13 protein-coding genes are annotated in these 18,029 nt (G+C 70.0%); 6 read left to right on the forward strand and 7 right to left on the reverse strand.

The genetic code is table 11. From position 1 onward, the window contains the following. The first annotated feature begins 40 nt into the window (after positions 1 to 40). The 3 genes from cysS (at position 41) to T333_RS05230 (ending at position 2,856) form a co-directional block, all read left to right on the forward strand. Positions 41 to 1,444, forward strand: coding sequence for a cysteine--tRNA ligase (gene cysS / locus T333_RS05220; protein ID WP_355000446.1), 1,404 nt, complete (start codon positions 41 to 43; stop codon positions 1,442 to 1,444). Beyond that, on the forward strand, positions 1,444 to 2,424 hold the full coding sequence (gene rlmB / locus T333_RS05225) for a 23S rRNA (guanosine(2251)-2'-O)-methyltransferase RlmB (RefSeq protein ID WP_355000445.1): 981 nt from the start codon (positions 1,444 to 1,446) through the stop codon (positions 2,422 to 2,424). The genes cysS and rlmB overlap by 1 nt, the downstream gene beginning before the upstream one ends. A gap of 153 nt (positions 2,425 to 2,577) precedes the next feature. After that, a complete protein-coding gene (locus T333_RS05230; protein ID WP_067790064.1) occupies positions 2,578 to 2,856 on the forward strand; it encodes a DUF4190 domain-containing protein in 279 nt (92 codons plus the stop codon). Positions 2,857 to 2,867: 11 nt separating this feature from the next. Here the strand turns inward: T333_RS05230 and T333_RS05235 are convergent, their stop codons facing one another. Further along, complete coding sequence (locus T333_RS05235; protein WP_355000444.1) at positions 2,868 to 3,677, reverse strand: enoyl-CoA hydratase/isomerase family protein; 810 nt, start codon at positions 3,675 to 3,677, stop codon at positions 2,868 to 2,870. Positions 3,678 to 3,696: 19 nt separating this feature from the next. Continuing rightward, positions 3,697 to 4,866, reverse strand: coding sequence for an acyl-CoA dehydrogenase family protein (locus tag T333_RS05240; protein ID WP_141807664.1), 1,170 nt, complete (start codon positions 4,864 to 4,866; stop codon positions 3,697 to 3,699). A 242-nt stretch (positions 4,867 to 5,108) separates the two neighbouring features. Here T333_RS05240 and T333_RS05245 point away from each other — a divergent pair, with 242 nt between their 5' ends. Together T333_RS05245 and T333_RS05250 are read left to right on the forward strand one after the other, a co-directional pair. Beyond that, on the forward strand, positions 5,109 to 5,627 hold the full coding sequence (locus tag T333_RS05245) for a hypothetical protein (RefSeq protein WP_496423793.1): 519 nt from the start codon (positions 5,109 to 5,111) through the stop codon (positions 5,625 to 5,627). Positions 5,628 to 5,828: 201 nt separating this feature from the next. Then, positions 5,829 to 8,993 (forward strand): AfsR/SARP family transcriptional regulator, encoded by a 3,165-nt coding sequence (locus T333_RS05250; protein WP_496423794.1) that lies wholly within the window; start codon positions 5,829 to 5,831, stop codon positions 8,991 to 8,993. Positions 8,994 to 9,214: 221 nt separating this feature from the next. Here the strand turns inward: T333_RS05250 and T333_RS05255 are convergent, their stop codons facing one another. From T333_RS05255 to kstR, 5 genes are all read right to left on the reverse strand, one after another. Then, positions 9,215 to 10,084 (reverse strand): metal ABC transporter permease, encoded by an 870-nt coding sequence (locus tag T333_RS05255; protein ID WP_355000441.1) that lies wholly within the window; start codon positions 10,082 to 10,084, stop codon positions 9,215 to 9,217. Further along, complete coding sequence (locus T333_RS05260) at positions 10,081 to 10,974, reverse strand: metal ABC transporter ATP-binding protein (protein WP_496423795.1); 894 nt, start codon at positions 10,972 to 10,974, stop codon at positions 10,081 to 10,083. Before T333_RS05260 ends, T333_RS05255 begins: the two co-directional genes overlap by 4 nt. A gap of 26 nt (positions 10,975 to 11,000) precedes the next feature. Beyond that, positions 11,001 to 11,837, reverse strand: a complete 837-nt coding sequence (locus T333_RS05265) for a metal ABC transporter solute-binding protein, Zn/Mn family (protein WP_496424148.1) — start codon at positions 11,835 to 11,837, stop codon at positions 11,001 to 11,003. Positions 11,838 to 12,082: 245 nt separating this feature from the next. Next, complete coding sequence (gene otsB / locus T333_RS05270) at positions 12,083 to 14,653, reverse strand: trehalose-phosphatase (RefSeq protein WP_355000439.1); 2,571 nt, start codon at positions 14,651 to 14,653, stop codon at positions 12,083 to 12,085. Positions 14,654 to 15,045: 392 nt separating this feature from the next. After that, entirely contained in the window at positions 15,046 to 15,696 is a 651-nt protein-coding gene (gene kstR / locus T333_RS05275; protein WP_067790127.1) for a cholesterol catabolism transcriptional regulator KstR, read from the reverse strand. A gap of 147 nt (positions 15,697 to 15,843) precedes the next feature. Here kstR and T333_RS05280 point away from each other — a divergent pair, with 147 nt between their 5' ends. Beyond that, complete coding sequence (locus tag T333_RS05280; protein WP_496423796.1) at positions 15,844 to 18,012, forward strand: acyl-CoA dehydrogenase family protein; 2,169 nt, start codon at positions 15,844 to 15,846, stop codon at positions 18,010 to 18,012. The last annotated feature ends 17 nt before the right edge of the window (positions 18,013 to 18,029 follow it).

Consider the following 18,029-nt stretch of genomic DNA (forward strand, 5'->3'; position numbering starts at 1 on the left):
GACGGAAGTCCCTCGACGGCGCCGACTAGGATCGACTGCCGTGACACTGCGCCTCTTTGACACCGAACGCCGAACCATGCGCGATTTCGCGCCGCTGGTTCCCGGCCGCGCTTCGGTGTACCTCTGTGGCGCCACCGTCCAGGGGGAACCCCACATCGGTCACGTCCGCAGCGGCGTCGCGTTCGACGTGCTGCGCCGCTGGTTGCAGGCGCACGACTACGACGTGCACTTCATCCGCAACGTCACCGACATCGACGACAAGATTCTGAACAAGGCCGCCGAGGCGGGCCGCCCGTGGTGGGAGTGGGCGGCCACCTACGAGCGGGCCTTCGACCGCGCCTACGAAGCGCTCGGTGTGCAGCCGCCTTCCGCGGAGCCGCGGGCCACCGGCCACATCACCCAGATGGTCGATCTGATGCGGCGGCTCATCGACCGCGGGCACGCCTACGCCTCCGAGGGCAACGTCTACTTCGACGTGCAGAGCTACCCGGATTACGGAAACCTGTCCGGCCACAAGCTCGACGACGTGCACCAGGGCGAGAGCGCGGGCGAGGGCAAGCGCGACCCGCGCGATTTCACGCTGTGGAAGGCGGCCAAGCCCGGCGAGCCGAACTGGCCGTCGCCGTGGGGTCCCGGCCGCCCCGGCTGGCATTTGGAATGCTCCGCGATGGCCGAGTTCTATCTGGGTGCGGAATTCGATATCCATTGCGGCGGTATGGATCTGGTGTTTCCGCACCACGAGAACGAGATCGCCCAGTCCAAGGCCGCCGGCGACGGGTTCGCGCAGTACTGGCTGCACAACGGCTGGGTGACCATGGGCGGCGAGAAGATGTCCAAGTCGCTCGGCAACGTGCTGTCGGTGCCCAACGTGCTGAAAAAGGTTCGCGCCGTGGAGCTTCGGTTCTATCTCGGCAGCGCGCACTACGGATCGATGCTGGAGTACTCGGACAAGGCGCTCTACGACGCCGCGGCCTCCTATCAGCGGATCGAGGCGTTCATCCACCGGGTCGCCGAGCGGGCCGGTGAGATCCCGGTCGGCAAGTGGACCGACGCGTTCGCCGAGGCGATGGACGACAACCTGGCCGTGCCGCGCGCGCTCGCCGAGGTGCACCGCGTGGTGCACGAAGGCAACAAGGCGCTGGAATCGGGCGCGGTGGACACCGCGCGGGAGCTGGCCGGGCAGGTGCGGGCCATGCTGAACATCCTCGGCGTCTGCCCGTACGACCCGAAGTGGTACGCGCCGGAGGACACCTCCGCGGCGCAGGATGCGCTCGACGTGCTGGTGCGCGCCGAACTCGACCGCCGCCAGCAGGCCCGCGCCGACAAGGACTGGGGCACCGCAGACGCCGTGCGCGACCGTTTGGCCGCCGCGGGCATCGAGGTGACCGACACCGCCCGAGGACCCGAGTGGTCGCTGGGCGCCGCGCGCGGAAAGGCGAACTGATGGCAGGGAATTCGCAGCGTCGCGGCGCTGTGCGCAAGACGGGTAGCAAGAAGGGCGCGGTCGTCGGTTCCGGCGGCAAGCGCAGGCGCGCACTCGAGGGGCGTGGCGCGACGCCGCCCGCCGAGATGCGGACCAAGCACCCCGCGGCCAAGCGCGCCGCGGCCAAGGCCAAGGCGGAGGCGAAGGGTCGTCCGACCGGCCGCGCCGCCGGTGGCCGCCCCGCGGGTCGCAAGACCGAGGACGGTCCCGAGTTGGTGCTCGGCCGCAACCCGGTCGTCGAGTGTCTGCGCGCTGGCGTCCCGGCCACCGCGCTCTACGTCGCGGTCGGCACCGAGAACGACGACCGGCTCACCGAGAGCGTGCAGACCGCGGCCGACGCGGGCATCTCCATCCTCGAGGTGCCGCGCACCGATCTGGACCGGATGAGCAACAACGGTCTGCACCAGGGTCTCGCGCTCCAGGTGCCGCCGTACCGCTACGCCCACCCGGACGATCTGCTCGACCGGCTGCGCGGTACGGCCGAACCCGCGCTGCTCGTCGCGCTGGACAACATCTCCGATCCGCGCAACCTCGGCGCGGTGATCCGCTCCGTCGCGGCGTTCGGCGGCCACGGCGTGCTCATCCCGCAACGGCGCAGCGCGAGCGTCACCGCCGTCGCGTGGCGGACCAGCGCGGGCGCCGCGGCCCGGCTTCCGGTCGCGCGCGCCACGAACCTGACTCGCACGCTGAAGGATTGGGCCAACCAGGGCTTCCAGATCGTCGGCCTGGACATGGACGGCGACACCACGCTGGACGAGTTCGACGGCACCGCACCGACGGTCATCGTGGTCGGCTCGGAGGGCAAGGGTCTCTCGCGCCTGGTCCGGGAGAATTGCGACAGCATCCTCAGCATCCCGATGGCCGGTCCGGTGGAGTCGCTGAACGCGTCGGTGGCGGCGGGCGTGGTGCTCGCCGAGATCGCCCGTCAGCGCCGGGTCTGACGGATTCGACCGCCGGGCCGAATGTTCGTACGCGCCAACCGTTTCGGCGACGGCGCAGGTGAACGGCGTTTCCCGGCCGACACGAAACGCCCCGAGTCACGCGCGATCCGCAAAATACGCGGAGTTCCCCGGTAGCCCCGTAGAATTCGGCTGGTGGTGATACCCAACCAGCCCATCGGTGCGACGGTCGAGCATCCGAATGCCACGGCCGTGTTGTTTCTCGGCGCGGCGAGCATCTTCTGCTGCGGAGCGCTCGGCCCGGTGGCGTGGGCGTTGGGCAAGCGCGCCCTCGACCAGATCGAGGACTCCGGCGGCGCCCTCGGCGGCCGAGCACAGGTACTGGTCGGCTACATCCTCGGTGTCATCGGAACCGTCCTCATGGTTCTGATGGCGATCCTCTTTCTGCTCATCGTGCTGGGCGGCAACGCGTAAGAGGTCGCGATTCAGTCGAGCACCGGTCGGTCGGCGTCGGCCTTGTTGTCCCACGCGGGCCATTCGGAGCTGATGCTGCCGGTCCAGTTGGGCTGCCTGCGGTCACGGAACGCCGCCATCGCCTCGCCGCCGTCGACGCTCTTGGCGACGTGGGCGTTGAGTTCGGACTCCAGCTGACCAACCATGGACGGGCTCATGCCGAGGCCCTCCCAGAGCAGTCGCTTGGACAGCGCCACCGGTAGCGGCGCGGAGCCGTTGACCAGATCGTGCGCCACCGAGAGCGCGGTCGGCAGCACTTCGCCGCCCGCGAGGCAGGCGTTGGCCAGGCCCATCGCCTTGGCCTCCTCGCCGTCGAAGGTGCGGCCGGTGAGCATGATGTCGGCGGCGTTGGCCATGCCGACCAGCCGGGGCAGCGTCCAGTGCGCGTAGCCGTCGGCGAGCACGCCGCGGCGCACCTGGGTCAGTCCGTAGACCGCGTCGCGCGCCATGTACCGCAGGTCGCATTGCAGGGCCAGCGCCAGCCCCATGCCGACCGCGTGCCCGTTGACCGCGGCGATCACCGGTTTGCGCACCCGCCACGGGGCGGGCTCGATGGTGGCGCTGACCTCGCCCACCCGGCTGGACAGATCCGCGCCCGCGCAGAACGCGGGCGGCGTCCCGGTGATCACCACCGCGCGGATGGCGTCCTCGCTGTCACAGCGTTGCAGCGCTGCGCCGAGTTCCGCGGCCATAGCCGGGGTGAACGCGTTCTGCTGGGCGGGCCGGTTGAGCGTGAGCACGGCGATGCCCGCGGAGACATCGACGAGCAGTTCCGAACTCATGCCACAGGATCGTAGTGGCTCAGCGCAGAATCTTGCGTCCGATGGCGTACTTGTGGACCTCGGTGGGGCCGTCGTAGAGGCGGAAGGCGCGCATGTCGCGGAAGATCATCTCGACTACCGTCTCGTCGCTGATGCCGATCCCGCCGAGCACCTGCACGCAGCGGTCGGCGACCTTGAACAGCTCCTCGGAGACGTAGGACTTGGCGATCGAGCTCTCGTGCCTCGCCTTCTCGCCCTGGTCCATCAGCCAGCAGGCGTGCCAGATGGTCAGTCGGCACTGGTGCAGCGCGATCTCGTTGTCCGCCAACATGAACGACACGCCCTCGTGTTCGCCGATCGGCTTGCCGAACGCGGTGCGGGTCTTGGCGTGCTGCACCGCGATGCTCTGGGCCCGTTCGGCCGCGCCGAGCCAGCGCATGCAGTGCGTGAGCCGGGCCGGGGCCAGCCGCAGCTGGGCGTAGCGCAGCGCCTGCCCGGCCTCCCCGAGCAGCGCCGACTTCGGCAGCACCAGGTTGTCGAAGCGGACGACGCCGTGCCCGGCGACGTAGTTGCGGTCCATCGTGTTCATGGTTCGCTCGATGACGATGCCCGGCTGGTCGCCGTCGGTCAGGAACAGGGTCGGTCCCTCGGGCAGGTGCGGGTTGGCGGCGAGGCGGGCCATGATGATCCAGGTCTTGGCGCCGTTCGCGCCGGTGATCAGCCATTTGCGTCCATTGACGGTGAAGTTCTCGCCGTCGAAGACCGCCTCGGTGGCCAGCTGCGCCGGGTCCGAGCCCGCGCCGTCGGGTTCGGTCATCGCGAAGACCGAGCGCTGGTGTCCGTTGATCACCGGCATCAGGTAGCGGTCGGTCTGCTCCTGGTTCGCGACCTTGGACAGCAGGAACATGTTGCCCTCGTCGGGCGCCGCGCAGTTCATCGCGATCGGGCCGAGGGTGGACCATCCCGCCGCCTCGTAGATGACGGCCTGCTCGACGTGGCTGAGCCCGCGCCCGCCGAGCGCCTCGGGCGCCTGCACCGTCAGCAGCTTCTCGGCGCGCGCGAGTTCCACCAGTTCCTGGCGCAGTTCGTCGGTCGGACCGTGCGCGGTCAGGCGCGGGTCGCGCTCGAACGGAACGATTTTGTCGATGACGAACTGGCGGACGCGGTCGCGTTCGGCGGCGAGTTCGGCGGGAATCGAGAAGTCGATCATCGTTGGTCACCATTCGTTCGGCGGCGGGTGAGTCCGAGCATACGAAACCCGCCGGGACAGACTGAAGGCGGCTGCCATCACTGAGCCTCCATTGGGGTGTCGATACCGTCGAATGATGCTTCTACCTGCACTGACAGGCGCTGTCAGCGCACTGCGACCGGCCTGTCAGCGCGGCCGGACATCTTTGGTTCATCGAGAGCGGGCCACACCGGCCCCGCCAGACCAAGGATTCGGAGAAGACCATGACCGTCGCCGCCATCGCCCAGCTGCTCATCGCCCTCGCCTTCGTGAGCATCCCGCTGGTTCGCCACCGCTACGGCGCCGCGGCCAAGGCCGCCGCCGAGGCGGAACTGAACCGCCAGGGCGTCCGGCCCGGTGTGCTCGCCGAGCACGGCATGCGGTTCGACGCGGGCGGCCACGAGACCTGGGCGCCGCTGTCCATCGCCCTGGCCATGACCGGCCTGGCCGTCCTCAACCTGGCGGGCAACCCGTGGGGTCAGACGCTGACCTGGATCGGTCAGGTGCTGGTCGTGCTCGTCAACATCGTCATCCTCTACAGCAACCTGTCCGCCGCCAAGGGTGTCGAGGCGGCCTTCGCCAAGACCGGCGACCCCGAGCTCGCTCGCATCGACGCCGGCCGCTTCCTGGCCGCGGCCGAGGGCGCCTTCCCCCGCTGGGTCATGCCCTACCTGCAGAACTCCCGCCACGCGATCGTCTTCGGCGGCTCGATCCTGGTCTTCATCGCCCTGCTCGCCGCCTGACACCTCCGAGCCCGAAACCCGGTTTCGCACCGCGAAACCGGGTTCTTCGCGTTCGAAGCAGCCCCACTCCGCGCGCACCGCCACCGTGCACCACCCCGGGAAGGCGCCGCGGTCGACATCCATCCCGCACGCCCCAACCGAACCTGGACGGACTCAGCTCCCCACGCACGCGACTCCCACCCCTTCTGACAGGCTGAACCAGTGCGTGTTGCTCTACTCGGCCCGGTCGCCGCCTACACCGACGACGGCGCCCCTCTCGATCTCGGCGGTGTCCGGCTCCGAATGCTCCTGGCCAGGCTCGCATTGGAGGCAGGCCGCCCGGTCTCGGTCGACGCGCTCGTCGACGGACTGTGGGGCGAGCAGCCGCCCGCCGAAGCGGCCGGAGCATTGCAGGCGCTGGTCTCCCGCCTGCGCAAGGTGATACGCGGCGCGGGCACCCTCGAACTCGGCCCCGGCGGCTACCGGCTCTCGGTGCGACCCGAGGACGTGGACACCCACCGCTTCGAAGCAGCGGCCGCCGAAGGACGCCGCGAACTGGCCGCGGGCAAGGTCGAGGCGGCGGCGGCCACCCTCGCGGACGCCCTCGCGCTGTGGCGTGGCCCCGCACTCGCCGACGTGCGGGACGCCCCGTTCGCCGATCTCTCGGTCGCGCGGCTGGAGGAACTGAAAGCCGCTGTCGCCGAGGACAATTACGATGTCGAGCTGCGGCTCGGCAGGCATGCCGAGGTGCTCGCCGATCTGGAAACCGCCGCCGCCGAACGCCCGCTCGCCGAGCGGCTCGCCGGTCTACGCATGCGCGCCTTGTCCGCCGCTGGTCGCCAATCCGACGCGCTCGCCGTCTACGAACAGATCCGCGAGCGCCTCGGCGACGAACTGGGCGTCGACCCCTCCGCCGAACTCCGGGATATCCACCTGGCACTGCTGCGCGGTGAACTGGATAGACCCGCCCCGCGCCAGGAGCCTTCCGCGAGCCGAATTCCGCTGCCGCTCACCAACTTCGTCGGTCGCGACCGCGAGCTGGCCCGCGTCTCGGAGCTGCTCGCCGCAGGTCGTCTGGTCACGCTGGTCGGTCCGGGAGGTGCCGGCAAGTCCCGGCTGGCGGTCGAAACCGTCACCCGCCATCGGGCTTACGAACGCGGCAGAGTCTGGTTCGTGCCGCTGGCCGGGGTGAGCACCGCGGAACAGCTCACCGACACCGTGCTCGGCGCGCTGGCCTCCTGGGACATGAGCGTCTCCGACACTCGCCAGCCGCTCACCGGCCACGACCGCATCGCCGAACTGCTCGACGTCGGCCCCGTCGTCCTCGTGCTCGACAACTGTGAGCACCTGATCGAATCCGCCGCCGAACTGGCCGACGGTCTACTCGAAAGACTGCCGCAGCTGCGGATTCTCGCGACCAGCAGGGAGCCCCTCGCCATCGCCGGGGAGACCCTGTACCAGCTCGGCCCGCTCGAATTGCCCGGGGAGGCAGCCGAATTCACCGATGCGGTCGATGCTCCCGCCGTACGGCTCTTCTTGGATCGCGCGGTCGCGGCACGCCCCGATTTCGTCCTCGACGCCGAGACCGTCGGCCCGGTCGTGGACATCTGCCGACAGCTCGACGGCCTGCCGCTCGCGCTCGAATTGGCCGCCGCCAAGCTGCGTTCGATGAGCGTCGAGCAGATCGCGCGCCGACTCGACGACCGCTTCCGTCTGCTGACCTCCGGCAGCCGAACCGCACTGCCGCGCCAGCGCACGCTGCTGGCCCTGGTGGCGTGGAGCTGGGACCTGCTCACCGAACCGGAAAGCGTACTGGCCCGCAGGCTTTCGCTGTTCCCCGGCGGCGCGACACTCGACGCGCTGGAGGTTATCTGCGCCGACGCGGCACTGCCCGCCGCGGACGTGCTGTACGTGGCGGACGCGCTTGTGGAGAAGTCCGTCGTCACGGTTACCGACGAGCGCTACAGCATGCTGGCGACGATCCGCGCCTACGCGGCCGACAGGCTGGCGGAATCCGGCGACGATTTGGCCGACCGCTTCGCCGAGCACTACCTGGCGCTGGCCGAACACAACGAACCACTGCTGCGCACGCGAGAACAACTGCGCGCCATCGGTGTCTTCGACGCCGAACACGAAAACTTCGTAACCGCACTACGTTCGACACTCGACGCGGGCGACGCCGTGCGCGCCGCACGCTTCGTCGGCGCGCTGTTCTGGTACTGGGGCATCCGCGGCATGGGCACCCAGTTCGACACCTTCCTCGCCGCCGTGCTGCGCCTGGACGCCGCCCTGCCCGCCCGCGAACGGTCCGCGCTGCGACTCGTGCAGTTGCTCGCGGGCGCGCCGATCGCGGAAGACGTTCCGGTGCGGACGCTCATCGAGGACTGCGCGGCCGCCGACGCACTCGACTTCCACCCCACGCTGATGCTGTGGATTCCGCTGCTCGCCGTCTCGGTGGGGGCCGACGAACTCGGCGACCGCGTCCTCGATCAGGCGCAGACGAACCCGGATCCCTGGGTCCGGGCCAGCGCGCACTGGGCGCGGGATTACGTGTGGACGGAACGGGGCGACCGTGCCGCGGGCGCCGAGGCCCGTGCCGCGGCGTTGCACGGTTTCGAGGAGGTCGGCGACCGCTGGGGTCTCGGCATGGCGCTACTCACCGTCGGCCGCGATCACTCGCTGCGCGGCGAACACGACCGCGCCATCGCCGTATTCGAACGCGGCGTCGCGGTCAGCAGCGAGCTGGGCGGCCAGGACGACCTGTTCCACTGCCGCGCCCGGCTCACCGTCGAACGCATGCGTGCTGGCGATCTCGTCGGCGCGCTTCGCGACATCGAGGCCATGCGTCGACAGGCGACCGCCCGCGGCCACCGCCGCAGCGCCGCCGAGACTCTCTTCGAGCTCGCCGAATGGCACCGCCGCGCGGGCGACGTGCCTGCCGCCGACCAGACCATCGACGAACTCGACTCGATCGCGGACCGCCTCGGCCTCCCGGAGAGCATGGCCGCCGATCTCATCGCCGCCGCCCGCCTGGCCAACCGCCTCGCCGACGGCGCACCGGCCGAGGCCCGCGCCCACCTCCCGCGCGCCGCCGCGGGCCTGTTCTCGCTGGGAGACGCCGCGAACACCGCCCACGTCGCCGAACTCCTCGCCGAACTGCGCACCCTCGAGGACGCCCCTGAATCCGCCGCCGAAGCCCTCGGCCTCAGCGAAGCCATCCGCGGCGACTTCGACGCGGGCGAACCCCGCCTCACCGCGTTGGTAACCACCCTCACCGACCGCCTCGGCGCCGAAACCTACAAGGCCGCCTACCACCGCACCGCGACCTTGCCGAGGTCGGAAGCCCTGAGGCGCCTCCGCACCGCGGTAGGCCTCGCCGACCTGTGACGCACACCCGCGCTCCCCAGCGTGCCGAGGGCGAACGGCTTGCGCCACACACCTTTCGCACGGTCTACATAGGCACCGGCTGTGTGGGGCGTGCGGAAACTGTGTGGGACTAGACGGACCAGGCGCGGTGGCGCGGGTGGAGTAGGCGGGGATGTTTGTCGGGCTCGCGGTTGACCGGCTCGTCGGACCGATTACGTCCGCGAGGACTCCCGCGAATCCACTCAGCGCACGCGCGCGAGTTGGCGGCGGCGGTTGCCGATGACCCGGCATACCACGTAGATCACGAACGAGATCGCCGTGACGAACGTCGACACCGGAACGCCCGGAGCCAGCGACAGCAGGATGCCGCCCACCGCGGCGAGTTCCGCGAAGACGATCGCCAACACCGTCGCGCGGGCCGGATTGGCGGTGAGCTGGGCGGCCGCGGCGGCGGGGGTGATGAGCAGGGCGAGGACGAGCAACGCGCCGACGATCTGGACGCCGAACGCCGCCGTGATGCCGAGCAGCACGGCGAAGACCACCGCGAGGGCGCGCACCGGAACACCGCGCGCGACCGCGACCTCCGGGTCCGAGCTGGCGAACAGCAGCGGCCGGTAGATCACCGCGAGCACGGCGAGCACAAGCACGGTGCAGGTGATGAGCAGCGCGAGTCCGCTGTAGCCGACGCTGACCACCTGACCGGTCAGCAGCGAGAACTTCGAACCAGCGCGCTCCGGCCCGAGCCAGAGGAAGAGCACGGAGAGCCCGAGACCGAACGAGAGCACCACCGCGATCACGGAATCACGCTCCCGCGCACGGGTTCCGAGCACGCCGAAGAGCACGGCGGCCACCACCGACCCGATGATCGCCCCGAGCCCGACACCGATTCCGGCGAGCAGCGCCGCGGCCGCGCCGGTCAACGAGAGTTCGCTCGTGCCGTGCACCGCGAACGACATCTGCCTGCTGATGATCAGCGGCCCGATCGCCCCGGCGAGCAGGCCGAGCAGGGCGGCGGCGAGCACCGCCTGCTGCACGAAGTCGTAGGAGAGCAGGTCGACCGTGGTGGACAGGTCGAACATCTTGGAGAACACATCGGCGAGCTTGTCGTTCACGCGCGGACCCCGCTCGTGTCCGGCTCGGCGTGGCAGTGCTGCGCCCCCGCCGCGCCGAGCGCGTCCATGGTGTCACCGGTGCCGACCACCACCAGTCGCCCGCGCACGCGCAGCACGTCGACCTCGGTCTGGTACAGCTCGGAAAGCACCTCGGAGGTCATCACCTCGTCGGGCGTGCCGATCCGGAACTTGCCGTCCACCAGGTACAGCACCCGATCCACCAGCGGCAGAATCGGATTGATCTCGTGGGTCACGAAGAGCACCGCGGTGTCGTGGCCGCGCCTGCGCCGGTCGATGAGCTCGGCGACCAGCCGCTGGTTGGCCAGGTCCAGGCTGAGCAGCGGTTCGTCGCAGAGCAGCACTTTCGGATCGCCGACCAGCGCCTGGGCCACCCGCAGCCGCTGCTGTTCGCCGCCGGACATGGATTCCAGCGGCGCGTGCGCGAACTTCTCCGCGCCGACGGCCGCGATGGCGGCGGCCACCTTCCGGTTGCGTTCGGCCCGCCCGCGCAGCCCGAGGCCCCACCGGTGCCCGTCCACGCCGAGACCGACCAGGTCGACACCGCGCAGCTGCACGCCCGCGTCGATCGTCTTCTGTTGCGGCACATAGCCGATATCCGGATTGCCCGCCCGCGCGGGCGAACCGGCGACGAACGCCCGCCCGGAACCCAGCGTGAGCTGGCCGAGCAGCACCTTCAACAGCGAGGTCTTGCCGGAGCCGTTGGGCCCGAGCACGGCGATGAACTCGCCGGGCGCCACGTCGAGATCGAGGCCCTGCCAGAGGGTGCGGTCGCCGAACGAGAGCCGGGCGTCGTCGAGCCGAATGGCGGCCGCGCCGTCGGTGTCCGCATGTCGCCGCACCTGTTCGGTAAGCGGAACTCTCTCGCTCATGACCATCTCGACCAACTGCTCTTCGATCAGCCCAGCGCCTTGGCCAGCGCTTCGGTGTTCTGGGTCTGCCACTGGACGTAATCCATTCCCTCGGGCAGGGTTTCGGTCACCTCGACGACGGCGACGCCGTTGGTTTCGGCGAGGCCGCGCAGGTCTCGGGTGATCTTGTCCTGTGTCTGCACGTTGTAGACGAGTGCGCGAACCTGCTTTCCGGTCAGCAGATCCCGGGTCTGGGCGACGGCCGCGGGCGCGGGATCGGTCTCCTGCTCGATCGCTTCCTGGAACTCGTGCGGAGTGCGATCTTCCGCGCCAGCGGCGCGCAGCAGGTAGTGCGCGAGCGGTTCGGTCTGCAGCACAGGCGCTTTCGGGTGCGCGGCGGCGATCGTGCCGGTGGCCGCGGTGATTCCGGCCAGCTGCGTCTTGAAGGTCGCGGCGCGGGCGGTGTAGTCCGCGGCGTGCGCCGAATCGATCTCGCCGAGCGCGGCGGCGATCTGTTCGGCGACCGCGCCGACGGTGCTCACGTCGTACCAGACGTGCTCGTTCTCGTCGGCCTTGTCGGTCCGGGACTCGAAGGCGTCGATCGTGCGCTTGTCCCTGCCGGAGACGGCCTTCTCGATGAACTCGTCGTAGCCGCCACCGTTGTAGACGACCAGATCGGCGTCGCTGATCTTCGCCGATTCCACCGCGGAGGTCTCGTGCGAGTGCGGGTCGGCGGCCGGATCGGTGATGATCGAGGTCACGGTCGCGTCCGGCCCGGCGACGGCGGCGGCGATATTGCCCCACACGTTGGTGGAGGCGACCACCTCGGGCTTGTCCGAGGTGTCGGAGCTGCCGCACGCGGTCAGCGCGAGAAGGGTCGCCATCCCCACGGCGGCGCCGACGAACTTCAGGGCTATACGACTACTCACGCGGGGAAACTCCTGGCAATGCGGATAGAGCAGGGTGAGTGCTCCAAATCATAATGGAAACCGTTACCGTTTTACTTTATCAGCAACCCGCAACCCGACCACCGCCCGGCCACCGCCACACCGCTGCCGAATCCGGCCCGGACACGCGAAGGCCCGCGAACCGCTCGGTCCGCGGGCCTCTAAGGCCGGTCAGCGACCGCTCAGACGAGCACTTCCACCGGCTGCGCGAGCAGCTGCGCGCACCGCAGCAGACCGAGGTGGCTGTAGGCCTGCGGGTGGTTGCCCAGCGACCGCTCGGCCACCGGGTCGTACTCCTCGCTGAGCAGCCCCGTCGGACCGGCCACGTCCACCAGCTGGGCGAACAGCGCCTCGGCGTCCGAACGCTTGCCGATCAACAGGTACGCCTCGACCAGCCAGGCCGCGCACAGGTGGAACCCGCCCTCGCCGCCGGGCAGGCCGTCGTCGTGGTGGTACCGGTACACGGTCGAACCGCTGCGCAGCTCGGCCTCGGTGGCCACCACCGTCGCGGCGAAGCGCGGGTCGGAGGGGTCGATCAGCCCGCTCAGGCCGATGTGCAGGGTGGCCGCGTCCAGGTCGGTGCCGTCGTAGGCCGCGGTGAACGACTGGACCTCGTCGTTCCAGCCCTTGGTCTTGACCTCCTCGGCGATGGTCTCGCGCAGTTCGAGCCATTCCGGGTCGATCTCACGGTCGAACTTCTGCGCCAGCGTCAGCGCCCGGTCGACCGTCAGCCAACCCATCACCTTCGAGTACACGTGGTGACGCGGGTTGCCGCGGATCTCCCAGATGCCGTGGTCCGGCTCGGTCCAGCGCCGCTGCACCGCGGAGACCATGGCGTGCACGAGCTGCCAGTCGGCGTCCGGCAGCGCACGGGCCGGATCGGTGATGCCCTTGCGCTCGCGTGCGTGCGCGAGGGTCGCGATCAGGTCGACGATCGGGCCGAAGACGTCCAGCTGCACCTGCATGTTCGCCGCGTTGCCGACGCGCACCGGCCGCGATCCGGCGTAGCCGGGCAGCTGGTCGATGACGGCCTCGGGCGGCAGCGTCTCGCCGTAGATGGTGTACAGCGGGTGCAGGCGCTCCGGTCCGGGCAGGGTCTCGAGCACGCGGTGCACCCAGCCGAGGAACTCGTCCGCCTCGGTGAGCGAACCGAGGTTGACCAGCGCCTGCGCGGTGAGCGCGGCGTCGCGCAGCCAGCAGTAGCGGTAGTCCCAGTTGCGCACGCCGCCGATGTCCTCGGGCAGCGAGGTGGTCGCCGCGGCGAGGATCGAGCCGGACGGCGCGTGCACCAGTCCGCGCAGGGTGAGCGCCGAGCGCTTCATCAGGTCGGGCTTCAGCGGCGGCAGCTCCAGCGCGCTCGACCACTCCGACCAGTACCGCTGCGCCTCCCTGCGGCGCTCCGGCTCGCCGGTCATGGCGGGCGCGAGATCCTGTGTGCCGCAGCGCAGTTCCAGCACGATCGGGCCACTCGACGGATCCACCACGGCGCGTGCGACATCGTGCGTGCCGTCGCTCTCGATCGTCCAGTGGACGCCGGGGGAGCGCAGCACCATCGGGTCGTTCGTGCCGAGCACCCGCAGACCGGACGGCTCCGACTCGAGGGTGACCGGCACCTGGCCGAACTCCGGTCGCGGCGCGAAGGTGACGACCGCCTTGGCCACACCGGTGATCACCCGGGTCAGATCGGTGCGGTTGGGCGCCACGTCGTGCGGCAGGTAATCGACGACCTGCAAGCTGGCCCAACGGGTTTCGACGGTCATGGTGCCGTCCACGTAGCGCTGCGAGAGCGGCAGCCCCGGCCGCTCCGGCGCGATCGTGAAGTGGCCCGCCTGCGGCCCGCCGAGCAGGTGCGCGAACACCGCGGCCGAGTCCGGCTCCGGGTGGCAGAACCAGGTGACCGTGGCGTCGGGGGTGAGCAGCGCCACCGAGCGCGGGCTGGCCAGCATGGTCAGTCGCTCGATGCGCGGCGCGCTCGCGCCCGCCAGCCAGGTGCGTCGTTCCTCCAGCAGGAAGGCCAGCGCGCAGGAGACCTCCTCGGTGGTGCCCACGCGATACTTGGCCAGGCTGTCGCCCTCGCCGACCTTGATGCCGACATCCGGGCCGGAGAGGACGCGGAAGGCCTTCTCGTCGGTGACGTCGTCGCCGAAGAACACCGCCGCCGTCGCGCCCTCCTGGTGACGGATGGTGTCCAGCGCGGTGCCCTTGTCGGTGGGGACGACGGCGAGCTCGATGACGGCCTTGCCCTCGGTGACCTGAACGCCGACCCAGCAGGCGGGCCCCTGGCGCACCGAGGTCAGCGCCCGTCGCCCGATCTCGGGGCTGGCGTTACGGACGTGCAGTGCGACGCTCGCCGGCTTGATCTCGACGGCGACGCCGGGATTGCCCGCGGCGATCTGCGTCAGCGCGGTCTGTACTTCTTGCAGTAGCTGCTTGGCGTCGTTGTCGATCGCGTGCACGAAACCGACGTCGAACTCCGAGCCGTGGCTACCGATCAGTTGCACCTCGACCGGAAGCCGGGAGAGTGCCGCGAGATCGCGCAGCGCGCGGCCGGAGATGACGGCCGCCGTAGTTCCGGTGAGACCGGCGAGGGCGCGTAGCGCGCTCACCGATTCTCGGTGCGGATACGCCTTAGCCGGGTCGGAGACGATCGGGGCCAAAGTCCCGTCGTAGTCCGACGCGACCAAGAGTCTCGGCTCGCGCGCGACCGTCGACAAAGCTCGTCGAAGTTCTTGTGGCAGATCCTGTGCGCTCACGCATCCAACCTAGTGATCGGAGGAGTTGTTTCAGGGGCGGGCAAAACAATACTGTGTTGAATTCATCGCACCGCAGCGCGCCGGTATGCGTGCGCACGATTGCAACCCGGTTATCGGGATTTGCCCAGTTAACGCACAGGTAACCAGCAAGTAACTTTCCGCGGACGCGAGCGAAGTCGGGTCGCGCGGCGATCGCGAGAATCGGCACGCCAGTACCGATTCGCTCCGGCGGGCGAGCCGGATGCGAGTCGCTTTGTCGGACATGGCGGTTCGCGGTCTGCTCCGCGTGCAGTGGCAAGCGCGGCATAACACCACGGTAGCCCGGTCGCGGGCGGTGTGCCCGTCGACCGGGCTCGCCGATCCGTTTCAGTTGGGGCGGTAATCGCCTCCGGCTATTTCGCCGCTTGATCTCCGAGGAGGAGATCCACGGTCAGTTCGAGACGATCTGTGACATCCGTCGCGGAAGCCCGTCGAGTGAGCCACGCCACCAGATTGGAAAGCCACACGTCACTGATGACGCGCGCAATCGCGAGTTGCCGTTCGGTCGGTTCTCCGTCGTTCATGGCGCGGGCGAAAACTCGGTCCATCACCTTGCCGACTCGGTCCACCTCGGCGGCCGCCGAGGCGTCGGCGAACATGAACGCGCGGGTCATGGCCTCGGTGAGCAGCGGGTCGCGCTGCATCATCCTGGTGATCTGAGTGAGCAGCAGGTGCATGCGTTCGCGCGGCGTCGTACCGGCAAGCGGCTTGCGTTTGCCCTCGATCTGCTCGAATTCCCTGGCCAGCGCCGAGACGAGCAGGTGCACCTTGGATGGGAAGTACCGGTAGAGAGTGCCGACGGCCACATCCGCGCGCTCCGCGACGGCGCGCATCTGCACCGCGTCGTATCCGCCCTTGGAGGCGAGCGCCAGCGTCGCGTCCAGGATGCGCTTACGCCGCTCGCGCTGCGCGGCCGAGCTCAGATCGTCCTCGCTGAGCGTCGTCACGGTCGCTGGGCGGGCAGCGCTCGTGTCGGCGGGCTGCGATCGGGAGGGGCTGGCCATCGAAAAGGGTCCTTTCCTCGAACGTCGTACGGCGGCCTGGCGCGCGGTGCTCACCGATGCGGACTGGCCGTCTCTTGACTTCCGCCCGGCCATGATATTAGAACATGTTCTAGGTGTGGGAGTCACGCCGGAAAGGCGGGTTGGAGTGTGACCATCGCCACCACTGACGAGCATAAAGCCGTTCAGGAGTCGATGCGGGGCTGGGCGGGATCGGTCCGGCCGATTGCAACAATGCGAGCCGAGCCGGTCGGCTTCTGGCACGCGTACTGGCCCGCGCTGGCCGAACTCGGGATCTTCCGTGTCGCGGTGGCCGAGGACGCGGGTGGCGACGGCGGGTCGGTCGCCGATCTCGCCGTCCTGCTGGAGCAGGCGGCGCACGACCTGGTGGGCGGCCCGGTGCTCAGCACCGCCCTCGCCAACCTGGTCACCGCGGGCGCTCTTGCCGATGACCTCCCGTGCGGTGTCGCGCTCGACGTCGTTGTCGGTCCGGATGTTTCGTCCGAGACGGGTGTGAGCGTACCCGCCGCCGACGGGGACGTGTTGCTCACCGGTGTCTGGGACCTCGTGCTCGGGGCCGCTTCCGGCACCGCCGTGCTACTTCCCGTGACCAGCCCGGACGGACCGCGCTGGTGCCTGGTGCCGCCGGACGCCGCCGGTCTGCGCGTCGAGGAGCTGACCTCGGCCGACCCGAGCACCCCGCTGGCCCGCGTGCACTGCGCCGATGTCGCGGTGCCCGCCGAGCGGGTGTTCACCGCCGCGCACCGCGTCGAAGACGTGCTCGTCGCGCTCGTGGCCGCCGAGATCGCCGGTCTCGCGGGCTGGTGTCTGGAGACCGCGGTCGAATACGCGAAGGTGCGTGAGCAATTCGGCCGCAAGATCGGTTCGTTCCAGGCGGTGAAGCACATCTGCGCGTGGATGCTGTGCCGCACCGAGCTGATCCGCTCGGTCGCGCTGGACGCCGCCGCCGCCGTCGACGAGGGCGGCGCCGAGCTGCCGATCGCGGCCGCCATCGCCGCGGCCATCTCGCTGGACGCCGCGGTGGAGACCGCCAAGGACTGCATCCAGGTGCTCGGCGGCATCGGCTTCACCTGGGAACACGACGCCCACTTCTACCTGCGCAGGGCGACGGCGCTGCGCCAGCTGCTCGGCGGCTCGGCGCGCTGGCGGGCCAGGGTCACCGAACTGACCCGCGACGGAATGCGCCGGACCACCGGCGCGGACCGGGTCTTCGCCGCCGAGGGCGTCGACGTGGACGGCGCTGCCCCCAACGACTTGGCCGCCGAGGTGGCCGCGATCGCCGCGCTGCCCGCGGACCGGCAGCGCGACGCGCTGGTGGACGCGGGCCTGGCCATGCCGCACTGGCCGGCGCCTTACGGCCGCGGCGCCGACCCCATGACCGGACTGGTGATCTCCGAGGAGTTGCGCCGCGCGGGCGTGACCGCACCCGACCTGGCCATCGGCGGGTGGGCGATCCCGACCCTGTTGCAGCACGGCACCCCCGAGCAGATCGACCGGTTCGCCTGGCCGACCCTGCGCGGCGAGGTGGTGTGGTGCCAGCTGTTCAGCGAGCCCGGCGCGGGTTCCGATCTCGCCGCGCTGCGCACCACCGCCAAACGGGTCGAGGGCGGTTGGGTGCTGAACGGCCAGAAGGTCTGGACTTCGTTGGGCGACAAGGCGAACTGGGGCATCTGCCTGGCGCGCACCGATGCCGACGCGCCCAAGCACCGCGGCATCTCCTACTTCCTCGTCGACATGCGCGGCAAGGGTGTGGAGATCCGCCCGTTGGTGCAGATCACCGGCGAGGCGCGGTTCAGCGAGGTGTTCCTCGACGACGTCTTCGTCCCCGACGACTGCCTGGTGGGCGCGCTGAACAACGGCTGGAAGATCGCCCGCTCCACGCTGTCCACCGAGCGAGTCGCCATGGGCGGCAACGGAATCGGGCCGGTGCTGGAGGAGCTGATCGCCAAGCTGCCCGCCACCGGTCCCGGCGCGGAGCTGCGCAACGACCGGCTCGGCGGCTTCGTCGCCGAGGCCATCGCCGGACTGCTGCTCGAACAGCGGGCCGCGGTCGCGATGCTGGCGGGCGCCGACTCCGGCGCGCAGAGCAGCGTGCGCAAGCTGGTCGGTGTGCGGCACCGCCAGGCGGTCGCGGAGTTCGCCGTCGAGGCGGCGGGACCGAACGGTGCGCAGGAGTCGGACGAGGTGACCGAATTCCTGCTCACGCGCTGTCTTTCCATCGCGGGCGGCACCGAGCAGATCCTGCTCACCGTGGCGGGTGAGCGGATTCTCGGGCTGCCGCGCGACGCGGACAGCTGAGCCCACCCGTCGCCCGG

It is taken from the genome of Nocardia sp. CNS-044 (genome assembly GCF_059570515.1).